A 13035-nucleotide genomic window follows, 5' to 3' on the forward strand; every position below is an offset into this window, starting at 1 on the left:
TCCCCTGATATTCAAATCAAATTGGAGACAGCCCTCTGCAGCGATTGCAAGGGGCTTTGTTATTCTGCCTGCTTGAAAAGAGTCAGGCGTTTCACTGAAAAAGTGTTTGATATTGCTTGTCTGAAAAGCCCAGAACTCTTTTGTAGCCTGTGTCGAGCAAGGGTCGCCTGATTATAGCGGGTTGCTCCAGCATTAACTCAATGGCTGAGGCTTCATCGACAGACGCTTTTTGCTGCTCTGGTAGCTGTCGCCAGGTTGTGCCACGACGATTCAGCAGTGCTTCCCAGCCTAGTTCATTGGACCAGGTTTGCAGAGAAGCCTTGTCCAGACCGTCTTTGCGGTAGTCATGGAAGCGGTATTCAATACCGGCAGCAGCAAGCCACTTACGGGCTTTTCGAACGGTGTCGCAGTTGCTGATTCCGTAGAGGGTGATCACGAGGCTACCTTTGTGTCCGCTGTATTCGCCATATGCAATAAAACCATCATTTGTCTCACTGGGAGATGGAAGATATTCAAGTAATAGTTTCAAACGGCTAAGCATACACGTCTGGGTGTTGAATTGCATGAGCCGGTCAGGTAATTCACCAAAGCAAATGGTAAACACTTCTGATTATTTTGCCGACACAGTAATGGAGCACTTATTCAAAAAGGTTGGGCTATTTTTTCATGCCGATTAAAGATGACCATCAATGCCGTTATATTGGCGAGCGATCCGGCCCCTGTAATGAGTCGGTTTTAGAAGGCAGTGACTATTGCTTTTGGCATGACAGGGAAGTTGATAAAACCGGCGCCGATGTCAGAGCATTATTGGAAGAGCGGGCTCACAAAGGTACCACGATGGAGGGGTTTTATCTGAAAGGCGCTCATCTCGATAATCTGAATCTTGTCTGTCCTGAGGGTGAAGTCTATCACTTGATCAGTAGTGACTTGAGTCGTTGCAGCCTTGTTAAAGCTCATCTTTATCGAGCAGATCTTTCCGGTTGTAATTTACTGAAGGCGGACTTAAGTGGGGCAAATCTACATCGTACCCTTTTAATCGGAGCAAACCTTCTGGGTGTTAATTTTAAGTCGGCCCGAATTGAGCATGTTGATTTGGGCGATACTTTTCTGCAGGAAGAAAAAGCTCATCAGGCCAGCCGGGAAGGCGATAAACGCCAGTCCAGCGAGTTATTTGAGGAGGCTGAAGAAGTAGCCAGAAATATTCGCAAACATTGTGAAGCGCAGGGACTGTTTCATAATGCTGGTGAGTTTTTTTACCGGGAAAGGACCTTCAACCGATACCGGTTTCCCCTCATCTCCCGGCAGAGGGTGGTTTCAAAGATTGTCGATCTGCTCAGCGGCTATGGCGAAAAGCCCGAAAGAGTGGTTCTGTTTTCAGTGTCATTTATTGTCTTCTTTTCCCTTTTTTATTTCTTTTTGGGTATTGAGGATAGCGGGACAATGGTTCAGTACCAGTCGGGCCAGCCTTTTTATAATAATCTGATTAATTGGCTGGAGACACTTTACTTCAGTGTCGTGACCTTTACCACACTGGGCTACGGAGATCTGGCTCCCGTGGGTCTTTCAAGATTGTTTGCAGCCATTGAGGCCTTTATCGGCAGTTTCACACTGGCACTCTTTGTGGTGGTTTTTGTAAAAAAAATGACCCGCTGAAGAGAGCCGTCACTGGCTACATAGTCTTCAGCGGTTATCGACTCTCAGCTGTTTTTTTCACGTGCAATAGGCTTCCATTTCGTCTGGGTCGCAACTGATGGCAGCATGGGTTTCCCCCTGAAGTAATGCCTTGAACTGATTACGGTTCATATGAATCAGCTCCCTGTGGTTACCAGACTCCAGATACAGGTCCTGTAATGAATTCAACTCGTCATCCCAGCAGGTGGTCATGCCATAAGCGGTGCCGATAGCGGGAATCGAACCATCCTCACAGTCTGGAAAAAGGTGTTTCAATTCCTGCTCTGAAACCAGATTCAGATGGCGATCCAGCTTGGCGTTGATCCAGCGCAGCATGAGTTTGTTCATTGAGGGCATGACAGCGATGACATAACCCCTGTTGTCCCTGAGAACGACAGCTTTCGTCATATTCTTGACTGGAATACAGGCGGAGTGTGCCGTATTCATCGCTCTTTCTGAGTATGGGTGGGAAACAAGTTCGTATTCCGCATTATGTTGGTTTAGAAACATGTGCAGTTTCCGGGCGATGCTCATCTTCACGTCCCCGCACGAAGGTTAGAAAAGTCGTAATTAAAGAGACTACGCCCAAGTGTATATGGATTATTTCAGAGTGCTGTGCCCTCAGGCCTAAATAGTAAGATGAAAATTGTATATAAAAGTCGATTGTAATCTGTTTCTACTCTTTAACCGACGCTTCATACCCTGCATGTCTGAGCAGATTTCACAAAAAATATTTTATATCGAAAGTAAATAGTCAGGGTGTCGATTTATTAGACAGGAATCCACTGAAATGAGTTGGGCTGGCTCAAATTGGATCTCACAGGCGGTTGGCTTATCGTTATTCAATCAGTATCATTTGCGCGTTTTTGGACCCTGACTCATTTAAAAATTAAAGGAAATCATTGTGAATTTCTCTGGACTGAGAAGGCCTTCCTTGCTTGCCGGGGCAGGTTTGTTTGCTCTTCCGCAGAACTCTTTTGCGGCAGAGGAGTTGTTGAGGATGACAACTCACCCCATCGCCTGGTTGTGTATTGTCATTTTTACTCTGGCTTATATTGCCGTGATGGCGGAAGAGAAGTTACATCTCAGTAAGTCAAAACCGGTCATTCTGGCTGCCGGTATCATCTGGGCCCTCATTGCCTGGCTGGCCGTCGGAGAGGGAGTATCCCACGAAAGCTTATCCAGAGCGGTCATGCATGACCTGGAAGAATATTCGGCCATGTTCTTGTTTCTGCTGGTGGCGATGACCTACATCAATGCCATGGAAGAGCGTCAGGTATTCGATTCACTTCGCAGTTGGCTGATCCGAAAGGGGTTCAGTTATCGTCAACTCTTCTGGGTAACCGGAGTGCTGGCCTTCTTTATTTCACCGATTGCCGATAACCTGACGACGGCTCTGTTGATGGGTGCCGTCATTATGTCCGTCGGACAGGGAAACCCTGCTTTTGTCACCCTGGCAATGATCAATGTGGTTGTAGCGTCCAATGCCGGTGGAGCTTTCAGTCCTTTTGGTGATATCACAACCTTGATGGTTTGGCAGGCTGACAAGGTTGAGTTTTTCACATTCTTTGCTTTATTTGTTCCCTCGGTTGTGAATTTTATTATCCCGGCGACCATCATGAATTTCTTTATTGATAGTGGTCGCCCGGCAGCCCTTGAAGACCATTCTGGTATTCGCCGGGGTGGGTGGGCTATCTGTGTGCTGTTCCTGATCACGATTGTACTGGCCGTTTGTTTTGAGAGCTTCTTCGGACTGCCCCCTTTTATGGGCATGATGACCGGACTTTCGCTGTTGATGTTCTATACCTATTTCCTGCGATTGAAAGGGCTGACCGCCAGTCAGATTATGCCTTCGATGGACGACGAGAAAAAAGAAGATCTGGATATTTTCAAACGGATTGCCCACGCCGAGTGGGACACCCTGCTGTTCTTTTTTGGTGTCATTTTCTCTGTAGGGGGCTTGCGTTATCTGGGTTACCTGGAGCTGATTTCCGAAAGCATGTACACCGGTATAGGTGCCACCTGGACGAACATTGCAGCCGGAGTCTTCTCTGCGATTCTGGATAACATTCCAGTCATGTTTGCCATTCTGGGAATGAACCCTGAAATGGATACATTCCAGTGGCTGCTGATTACCCTGACCGCAGGGGTAGGCGGCAGTTTACTGTCAATAGGCTCCGCTGCAGGCGTCGGTCTGATGGGAACGGCCAAAGGCCAATATACCTTCCTGGGCCATTTGAAGTGGAGCTGGGCCATTGCCCTGGGATATGCCGCCAGTATTGCAACCCACTTCCTGGTGAACGGTTGAAGTGAAAGGCAGGGGATAATTCCTGTTCTCATTGCGCCAGAACAGGTTCTCCCTGATAAACAATATAGGGTGAGCAGCTGCCTGAAGTAAGGATATTAACAATCGCCTTGTGACGGCTAGAAGGTTTTGGCGCTCGCCCAACATTGCTGATAGGCATCACAAGACCTTCAGGTTCAATATCGTGCTTCCTGAACCATACCAGATCCTGCTTTGTATCGGGAAAGAAGTCCAGTTCAGCAAGGTCTCCCTTCACTTCATTAATCAGCATCGTTCCCCTGACAGGCTGGTAGTAACAGCTGATTGATTCCAGAGGACTGGCACAGCCAGCCAACAGAATGGATGGGAGTATCCATGCTGCGATGGGAAGAGATGTTCTGGAATGATCAGATCTTTTCAAACCTGAAGCTCCTTGTTCTCTTTACCAGGAGCATTCCCTTTCTTCCAGAGAAGCTCCCGCAGTTCTGGTTTCGTGAAATACGTTGAGTCTTTGCGATCATTGATCATAAAGCCGTTTTGACTTGATTGAGGAGCTTGAGGCTTTAAGAAACTTCCGGATCAATCTGTCAATTATTACACCAGCTTAATGGCTTTGAAAACTTCGTTTAGCTTTTTCAGGAGTGAGGTCATTGTTCTGCTCCACATCAACAGATTTGCGCTTACGATGTCCTCTTTTGTGATCCATCAGGATTTGATCATTCTTGCAGATCACCCTGCATGGCCAGGACCGACCATCCTCTGTGATCACGGTTTCATCACAAGTTTTTTGTTTGCTGTGGATTTTGCTTTTATGAACTGATAGCGATGGAATATTCCTGAAGACCTTTCCGCATTGCTGCAGTTGACCATCTTCCCCGATCAGGCGCACGTAGCAGATTTGTTGGCCGGTGTGTTCTTTGTTTTTGTGCTCAATCAGGTCTTGAGTACTTCTGCAGACTTTCCCGCATGACTGCTGTCGGCCATCCTCGCCGATCACGGTCACGTCACAGGTTCGTAGCCCGGTGTGGTATTTTCTTTTGTGATACGACAGGGCCATTGAATTATTACAGACTTTTCCGCATGGTCGCGGCTGGCCATCCTCTCCGATGACTGTCTTATCGCAGATTTTTTGTTGTCCTTTGTGAGCGCTTCTTTTGTGAGATATCAGGGCTCTGGCATCCTCGCAGACTGTTCCGCATCTTTGCAGCTGGCCATCTTCTCTGACTATGGTTACGCCACAGGTTTGTTGTCTGATGTGGGCTCTGGCTTTGTGAGCCGCCAGGGCTTGAGAATGATTAAAGACCTTTTCGCATGGCAGCAGCTGGCCATCCTTTCCGACTTCTGTCAGGTCACAGGTTTTTTGCCCGCTGTGGTATCTGCTCTTGTGCGAGGATAGAGATCGGGCATTCTTGAAGATCACCCCACATGGCCGTGTCTGGCCATCCTTCCCGACCAAAGTCATTGCGCAGATTTGTTGCCCGCCACCGTTTCTCCTTATGGGATTAGGCCAGTCTTGTTGACAACGGGTGGAACCATTGGGGGGAAGATAACCTGAAGGTGAAGTCCGAGCCAATTCAGGTTCGCCAGCTTGAGAGGTTTTTTGGTTTGATGTCGCGAATATAATTTTACAAGATGCTGTCGGCGCCTTTATTGAACCTATCTGAATAAGCTGAGTTGGGCTTTGAACCCATTGGGGTGATTCTGTTGTTTTTTGTGGTGTTTCTGAAGTTCCCATTGAGGATGTGAAGTCGGTAAAGGCACAAGAGGTCCCGATTTTTTCGAGAAGGATTTGATTACCTAAATTGAGTAACCCGTTGATTACAATCAAGTCATCATTGGAGATAGGAAATTTCTCAAGTACTTGGGCGTCATTTCTGACTGGCCCGGTTGAGTGACTGTCTGTTGACCCAGAACTCTTGGAGTATGCTAGCTTGCAGCTACTTGCCCGGTTGTTGTTAAGGCCACAGGGTTGCATCTGATCGAACTGTGTCTGAGAAGGTTGAACAGAAGTACATTGGAGTTGAATGGCAGGATTACTCAATATTTGGAAAAGCCAGTTTTGCTGGGAATATAGAGTCTGTAGAAAATTAAAGCGATCTATACGGTTATGGTTGTGTTTATTGGCTGGATCGGGGCATGTGCTCTGTCCTGCTCCCTTCTGGACTGCTGAACTTTCTGCCGATTTCAGTGGCCATCCACTGGGCAATCCGCTGTCGGGTGATCTTCGGAATTGACAAACGCCATGACAGGGAAGGATGAAACAATTTAAACCGAAAGTGTGCAGGTGTTGTTGAGGATCTCCGTTACCGCCGCCAGAGTCAGAGTTCACGGGGTTAGTGAAAGAGCCTGCAGGGAGGGTCCTGGCTTCCGATACTGTCTGAATGGATGATTCTGATGACTGTTGTGATTGCTGGTTATCTCCAGAGCCAAACATCATAGTGATGGTCGCAAACGAATGTTTCTGGCTGACCTCTTGTAGTTTAATCGGTTTAAACAGAGGTGAATCGGGGGTCCAATCGCTTTTTAAAAGCCAACAGACAGTGATAACCACTTTTAAGGGGAGCCATGAATAGGGATTCGAGCCTGAAGGAGAATCTTTGGTTGTCAGGATCAGTTGGTAGGCAATCAGCAGAGGAGCGGTGAAAAAACATTGCTGCGCTATCAACTCAATAAGGGTAGGGGGCATCCCGTAAATGTCAGGTATGTGTTGTTTGATATCAGGCGGCGAATCTTGTTCTGTACAGTCGTTTGTGTCGGAAATGTATGATGGGCTGCAAGGCCATGTGTGCCGGTTACGCTTTATAGAAAGGCTCTGGTTTGGAAAAACTGCATTCGGTTCAAGCTCGACAACAAAAAAACCTGTCAACGGTTGAGCCTGACAGACGATAGACATCGACAGCAGCAGCCACAGCGCCGCTACAAAGAGTGAGTGTTTAATAATTCTGTTCTAGCATTCTGGCATTCAGAGAGGAAGGATAGATTACCTCATGCAAGTGGGAGCAAAAAACTCTGGTTCTCAAGCTGGCGCACGGTAGCGAGAGGCAGGCTGGACACAAAAAAGCCCCTTTAGACAGGGGCTTTATGTTGATCAGCTGTTCGCTTTATCTGAATCAAAATGCTCACGCATTTTTTGCAGGAGATAATAGAACAATGGGATCATTATCGTGCCGAACAGGGTGGCAGCGATCATTCCAGACATTACTGTCGTACCAATTATCCTTCGGCTGGCAGCACCGGCACCACTGGCAAATACCAGAGGTAGTACCCCAAGTACGAAAGACAGGGCTGTCATCAATACGGCGCGAAAGCGCAGTTCGGCAGCGTTGATGGCAGCATCGAAGATACTCTTGCCTGACTGTCTTTGAACCATGGCAAATTCTACGATAAGAATCGCCGTCTTTGCAGCAATACCAATCAATAGCACCATACCTATCTGGGCGTAGATATCATTGGCCATCGAGGGTATCAATAACCGGAACAGGTTGATTCCGACAATGGCACCGAAAGCCGCTATGGGCACTGCCACGATGATTGCCAGCGGCATGGTCCAGCTTTCATACTGTGCCACCAGGAACAGGTAGACAAACAGGAATGCCAGGGCAAATAGCAGTGGAGCCAGACTACCGGCTTCAATTTCCTGCAGTGACTGTCCAGACCACTCGAAGGTGTAGCCATCGGGCAATGTTTTGGCCAGATCTTCCATGGCTGTGATGGCATCACCGGAACTAAAACCCTGATTAGCCTTGCCACTTATGCTGGCTGAGCGGTACAGGTTGTAATGGTCAATGCTGTTGGGGCCGAGAATCGGTTTCAATGAGGCAACGGTAGTCAGAGGCACCATCTGGTTATTCAGGTTTCTGACAAAGAACTTGCTCAGGTCTGAAGGATTGGCGCGATACTCGCTTTCTGCCTGAAGCTTAACCTGGTAGGTTCTACCGAATTTACTGAAGTCATTGACATACAGGGAGCCCAGCTGGGTTTGCAGGGTCATGAAAATTTCAGACAGCGGAATACCCTGTGCCTTAGCCTTGTTGCGATCTACTTCGAGGAAGTATTGAGGCACATTAGCACGGAAAGTACTGAATACCTGAGTCATTTCGGGGCGCTGGTTTGCCTGATAGATCAGCCCATTCAACACCTGACCAAGCTCCTGAGGGGTGCGGCCAAGCGTATCCTGAAGCCTGAAGTCAAAACCACCTGAAGATCCAAGGCCTGGAATGGGCGGGAAGGCAAACGCCATGACCTGGGCTTCCGGTAACGTCCAGAGCTTGCCCTGTATCTTTCTCAGTACCGCCTGCTGGTGTTGTAGAGGGTCCGGGCGATCTTTCCAGTCGTTGAGGACAACGATAGCCATGGCGTTGTTGGAGTTGGATCCACCCATGATGCTGAAGCCGGAAACACTGATAACACTGTCTACATCGGGTTCGGTTCGAATGATGTTGGTGATGTTCTCCATAGTGGCTTCGGTTCTGTTCAGGGATGCTGCGTCAGGAAGCTGAACATCAACCACGAAGAATCCCTGATCCTCATCCGGAACAAAGCCGGAGGGCGTGCTGTTGAACAGGAAGCCGGTGGAGGCCATCATGATTGCAAACAGTCCAATTCCCAGAATGCTTCTTCTAATCAACAGGGTAACCCAGCTCTTGTAGCCGCCGGTCAGTCGCTTGATAAAGTTATCAAGAGGAACCAGCCAGTTGATGTGTCCCATCTTGCCTTTTTTCAGCAAAGTGGCACACAGGGCCGGACTTAATGTCAGAGCGTTGATGGAAGAGATTACAACGGCTACCGATATGGTGACCGCAAACTGTGAATAAAGTCCACCGGTAATACCCGGCATAAAGCCTACAGGTACAAATACCGCCAGCAATACCAGGGTGGTCGCCACAATAGGACCCGATACTTCCTTCATGGCCTGACCGGTGGCTTCAGCCGGGCTCATCCCTTCCCTGGTGATTAATCGCTCAACGTTTTCAATAACAACAATGGCGTCGTCCACGACCACCCCTATCGCCAACACCAGGCCGAAAAGCGTAATAGTGTTAATGGAAAACCCGAGAGCTTTCATGATAGCGAAGGTACCAATCAGGGAGACCGGTATTGCGATTGCGGGGATCAGTGTTGCCCGCCAGTTTTGCAGGAACAGGAATACAACCAATACCACCAGAGCGACTGCCTGGAGCAAAGTGATGATTACTTCCTTGATGGACTGATCAATAAACTGGGTTGTATCGAACTTGATTTCATACTCGATACCTTCCGGCATACGGGCAGACAGCTCTTCCATGGTCATTTTTACACCTTTCGCCACATCCATAGCGTTGGCATCAGGCTGCTGATAGATAACCAGGAAAGCCGTGTCATCATTGTTAAACTTGGCAACACCATCGTAACTCTGGGAACCCATTTCAACCCGGGCGATATCCTTGATGCGAACATAGGAGCCATCAGGGTCGGCCTTGATAATGACGTTGCCGAATTCCTCAGGGTTGCTCAGACGTCCCTGGGTTTTTATGGTGTAAGTGAACTGCTGGTCTGGCTGGTTTGGCGCCTGACCCAGCTTACCGGCTGCAACAATAACGTTTTGCTCATTCAGTGCGTTGGATACGTCTGAGGTTGTGATATCAAGAGATGCCATGCGTTCAGGATCAAGCCAGATACGCATGCTATAAACCAGTGAACCCAAAATGTCGGCGGAAGCGACCCCGTCAATACGAGCCATGGGTTCTTTCAGGTAATTGTTGGCGTAATTATTGAGGTAAACGCCGTCGTACTCACTCTTATTGGAAACCAGGTTGATGCCCAACAGCATGCTTGAAGACTTTTTGCTGACCGTCACCCCCGTTCTTCTGACGTCTTCGGGAAGTGATGGTTCAGCTACAGCAACACGGTTCTGGACGTTTACCAGAGCCATATCCTGGTCGACACCGGAATCAAAGGTCACGGTGATGCTGGCGCTGCCATCGTTACCAGCAGAAGAGTTGATATAGATCATGTCCTCTACACCGTTGACCTGTTCTTCAATCGGTCGGATGACGGCTTCTTCTATGGTTTCTGCATCGGCTCCCGGGAATACCGCACTGATGTTAACCTGGGGAGGGGTGATTTCAGGAAACTGAGCCACAGGCAGGGTCAGCATGGAAATCATACCCACCAGGGTTATGACGATCGATAGAACAAAGGCAAACTTGGGCCTGTGAATAAAAAACTGACTGATCATCGCAGTTACCCTTGTTTGTTAGCCTGGCTGCCCTGCTCTTGATCAGACTTTGGCTGGGCTTCAATTCCGCCTGTCTCTGGATCAATTGTGACGCTGGTGGGAGTGACTTTGACACCCGGACGAACTTTCTGGAGGCCTTCAACGATGATTTTTTCACCGGCTTTAAGTCCAGAGTCTACAACCCACATTGGGCCCAGGCGACGTCCAAGTTCTACCTGACGGGTTTCAACTGCGTTATTAGCATCTACGACCAATACAAAGCGGCCCGATTGGTTTTCCTGAACGGCAGACTGCGGGATGATCGGATGTTCGGTTTTGTTCTTGCCTTCCACGATCAGGGTGACGTAAAGGCCCGGAACTATGATGCCCTGAGGATTCGGGAATTCAGCCCGCAGGGTTAGGGTTCCCGTGGTTTCATCGACTCTGGTGTCTGCGAAATTGAAGGTGCCCTTGTGATCGTAATCGCTGCCATTGGGTAAACGCAGGCTCATTTCAAAGTCCTGCTTTTCGGATGTCCGGCTGCCAGAACTTTCCTGCAAGCGGCTGATGAATAGTTGTTCGTCGACCTGGAAGTTGACATAGATAGGGTCAATCGAATTCAGAGTTGCCAGAGGTTCACTATTGGGACCTACCAGGTTACCCACGCTGTAATTGGTGCGGCCGATCTGACCTTTAAAGGGGGCTATGATTTTGGTGTAGCTAAGATCCAGTTTGGCAGTATCCAGCTGCGCTTCAGCAGCTTGAACAGAGGCTTCTGCCTGAGCTTCTTTGCTGGTCTGGGTGTCCAGGTCAGCCTGACTGATATAGCCTTTTTTATGAAGATCCTTGCTGCGTTGAAGGTCTTTTTTCGACTTGTTCAACTCTGCGTTAGCACTGGCCAGATCAGCTTCAGCCTTTTTAAGGTTGGCGATATACGGTTTCGGGTCTATAACGAATAGCAGCTGATCTTTCTCGACGGTTTGCCCTTCAATGAAGTCTCTCTTTGCGAGAAAGCCTTCTACTCTCGCTCTCAGGTCGACAGTATTAACAGCTTCTGTACGAGCGACATATTCTTTGTAATCGCCAACAGGCTGCTCCGTAACACTGATAACTGAAACAGCAGGGGGAGGCATTTTTCTTTGTTCCTGCTCTTGATTACAGCCTGACAGGGCTAACAGAGATGCGACAAGCAAGCCGAAAGGGAGCAGGGGGCGTTGTCTATTTCTGATGATTGATTTCATCGATGGCTCCGAGAGAAAGAGTCTCAAGTTCAGATTTCCAGCCCACGGTCAGAGTCTTGTGGTATGAGTGTGCCGGTCAGGAGATCTCTCCGCCAGGCAATACACCGGCAAGTCTAGCAGCCTGTCGGACTTAAGACTGTCCTACACGGCAACTGCTCCTGCGTTGCTCTAGCTCCTGCATCCATGCAGTCGTGCGGTTGCAATAAATTGGTCTAAAAATCTCTGTTTCTTCGTCAAATAGCTCGCTATTCTCCTCAGAAACAGAGATTTTTATCCTCAATTTCTTGCAATCCTCGCTACGGACGCTTAAGTCCGACAGGCTGCTAGTCTGTAAATAGTCTTAGCTGCTTGCACAAGAGTATATTCAGGCATGATTACAGTTAGTTTTCACCTGTCTTTTATTCTGTGCAACCGCCACCATTGAGTGCCGGAGAAGGTGAATACAAACATTAATTATTGAGCGTTTATACTCAAAGTCACCCGTTTTTCTATAGTTGGCGCAGTATTCTGCAGAGCTGAGCATACTCGTGCTGGAAAAGTAGTGAGTATTGTACTCAGCTAAAGGCTGATTCCTACCACTAAATTAAAAATAAAGCATTTGTTTACAGGACGCTTACTTCAGATGCGAGTAAATCTTTTTACAGAGTGCTTACTGACTCTAACCCCAGTGTATATACGGGCTTCAATACACTGTGGCCATTGTTTAAACGCTGAAGTTTTTCAACAAAGAAGGGGGCGATTGAAACGAAGGTCTTCCGGAATGTTGAGCTCTGTTTGTTTGCAACAAGACAATTTGTTGTTTCGTGACGCTTTCCGGGGTCGTGTTGGATAAGTCAGCTGACAGACTCTCTGTAAATTTTGTGCCCTGTGCTGTACCTTTAACCCCGCCTTGCCCCTGCGGGGTCTTTTTTTATTGAGGAGCTGCCAATGAGTAATGAAAATCTAGAGCTTCTGTTGATAGATGATGATATTGAACTCTGTGAATTGTTGATTGAGTACCTGGCCACAGAAGGGTACTCTGTCAATGCAGTTCATGATGGTGAGTCAGGTGCCCATGCTGCCCTCTCTGGCGAGTATCAGCTGGTATTGCTCGATGTTACCCTGCCAAAACTGAACGGTTTCGAAGTCCTGAAAAAAATCCGTCAGACGTCTGATATCCCGGTATTGATGTTAACGGCTCGTGGCGATGATGTAGATCGCATCATTGGGCTGGAAATCGGAGCGGATGATTATCTGCCCAAGCCCTATAACCACCGCGAACTGGTAGCCAGGATCAAGGCCATTCTGAGAAGGGGAAGGTCACCGGGGACCGAGGTCGGTAATAAAGTCCTTTCTATTGATGATATCACTCTCAATCTGGCAAACCGTGAAGCCAAGATGGGTGAAACACTGCTTGAGCTGACGGCCACTGAGTTTATGGTTCTCAAGGCACTGATTGAAAAAGCTGGCGAATTGATCTCCAGAGATGAACTGACCCAAATCGCATTGAACCGTCGTCTGACACTTTATGATCGCGCGATTGATATGCATGTGAGCAATGTACGCAAGAAAATTGGCACACGACCGGATGGCTCACCCAGAATTAAAACCGTCCGTGGTGCCGGCTACTTCTATATACGACCATGATTAAACAAGTCCGGAGA

Annotated in this window: 9 protein-coding genes; 3 read left to right on the plus strand and 6 right to left on the minus strand. The window is 48.2% G+C overall.

The genetic code is table 11. The features are described from left to right. Window positions 1-91: 91 nt before the first annotated feature. Window positions 92-529: an ArsC family reductase gene (locus tag ACOMG9_RS06110; RefSeq protein WP_448216190.1), complete on the minus strand. Its 438-nt coding sequence runs from the start codon at window positions 527-529 to the stop codon at window positions 92-94. Window positions 530-666: 137 nt separating this feature from the next. On the opposite strand from ACOMG9_RS06110, the gene ACOMG9_RS06115 reads away from it, so the two are divergent. After that, window positions 667-1653, plus strand: a complete 987-nt coding sequence (locus ACOMG9_RS06115) for a DUF6435 family protein (RefSeq protein ID WP_448216191.1) — start codon at window positions 667-669, stop codon at window positions 1651-1653. Between the two features lie 57 nt (window positions 1654-1710). Here ACOMG9_RS06115 and ACOMG9_RS06120 read toward each other — a convergent pair whose 3' ends face one another. Then, window positions 1711-2181: an aminoacyl-tRNA deacylase gene (locus ACOMG9_RS06120; RefSeq protein ID WP_317142759.1), complete on the minus strand. Its 471-nt coding sequence runs from the start codon at window positions 2179-2181 to the stop codon at window positions 1711-1713. A 490-nt stretch (window positions 2182-2671) separates the two neighbouring features. On the opposite strand from ACOMG9_RS06120, the gene nhaD reads away from it, so the two are divergent. Next, window positions 2672-3979: a sodium:proton antiporter NhaD gene (nhaD, locus tag ACOMG9_RS06125; RefSeq protein WP_448216192.1), complete on the plus strand. Its 1308-nt coding sequence runs from the start codon at window positions 2672-2674 to the stop codon at window positions 3977-3979. A gap of 28 nt (window positions 3980-4007) precedes the next feature. On the opposite strand, the gene ACOMG9_RS06130 is transcribed toward nhaD, so the two are convergent. The 4 genes from ACOMG9_RS06130 to ACOMG9_RS06145 form a co-directional block, all read right to left on the minus strand. Next, complete coding sequence (locus ACOMG9_RS06130) at window positions 4008-4376, minus strand: hypothetical protein (RefSeq protein WP_448216193.1); 369 nt, start codon at window positions 4374-4376, stop codon at window positions 4008-4010. Window positions 4377-4559: 183 nt separating this feature from the next. Then, complete coding sequence (locus tag ACOMG9_RS06135; RefSeq protein WP_494529947.1) at window positions 4560-6848, minus strand: hypothetical protein; 2289 nt, start codon at window positions 6846-6848, stop codon at window positions 4560-4562. Window positions 6849-7043: 195 nt separating this feature from the next. Further along, on the minus strand, window positions 7044-10172 hold the full coding sequence (locus tag ACOMG9_RS06140; protein ID WP_448216195.1) for an efflux RND transporter permease subunit: 3129 nt from the start codon (window positions 10170-10172) through the stop codon (window positions 7044-7046). Between the two features lie 5 nt (window positions 10173-10177). Further along, window positions 10178-11392 carry an efflux RND transporter periplasmic adaptor subunit gene (locus ACOMG9_RS06145; protein ID WP_422132842.1) on the minus strand — a complete coding sequence of 405 codons (1215 nt, stop codon included), beginning with the start codon at window positions 11390-11392 and terminating at the stop codon, window positions 10178-10180. 927 nt (window positions 11393-12319) lie between these two features. Between ACOMG9_RS06145 and ACOMG9_RS06150 the strand changes: the two genes are divergently transcribed. Then, entirely contained in the window at window positions 12320-13018 is a 699-nt protein-coding gene (locus tag ACOMG9_RS06150; protein WP_422132843.1) for a response regulator, read from the plus strand. Window positions 13019-13035: the final 17 nt, after the last annotated feature.

The sequence above is a fragment of the Endozoicomonas sp. PH6C genome, from assembly GCF_059322965.1.

Excerpts from the sequence above, each read along its gene's own strand:
- ACOMG9_RS06115 (WP_448216191.1), top strand. The coding sequence starts at position 667 with ATGCCGATTAAAGATGACCATCAATGCCGTTATATTGGCGAGCGATCC.
- ACOMG9_RS06120 (WP_317142759.1), bottom strand. The coding sequence starts at position 2,181 with ATGTTTCTAAACCAACATAATGCGGAATACGAACTTGTTTCCCACCCA.
- nhaD (WP_448216192.1), top strand. The coding sequence starts at position 2,672 with ATGACAACTCACCCCATCGCCTGGTTGTGTATTGTCATTTTTACTCTG.
- ACOMG9_RS06135 (WP_494529947.1), bottom strand. The coding sequence starts at position 6,848 with ATGTCTATCGTCTGTCAGGCTCAACCGTTGACAGGTTTTTTTGTTGTC.
- ACOMG9_RS06140 (WP_448216195.1), bottom strand. The coding sequence starts at position 10,172 with ATGATCAGTCAGTTTTTTATTCACAGGCCCAAGTTTGCCTTTGTTCTA.
- ACOMG9_RS06145 (WP_422132842.1), bottom strand. The coding sequence starts at position 11,392 with ATGAAATCAATCATCAGAAATAGACAACGCCCCCTGCTCCCTTTCGGC.
- ACOMG9_RS06150 (WP_422132843.1), top strand. The coding sequence starts at position 12,320 with ATGAGTAATGAAAATCTAGAGCTTCTGTTGATAGATGATGATATTGAA.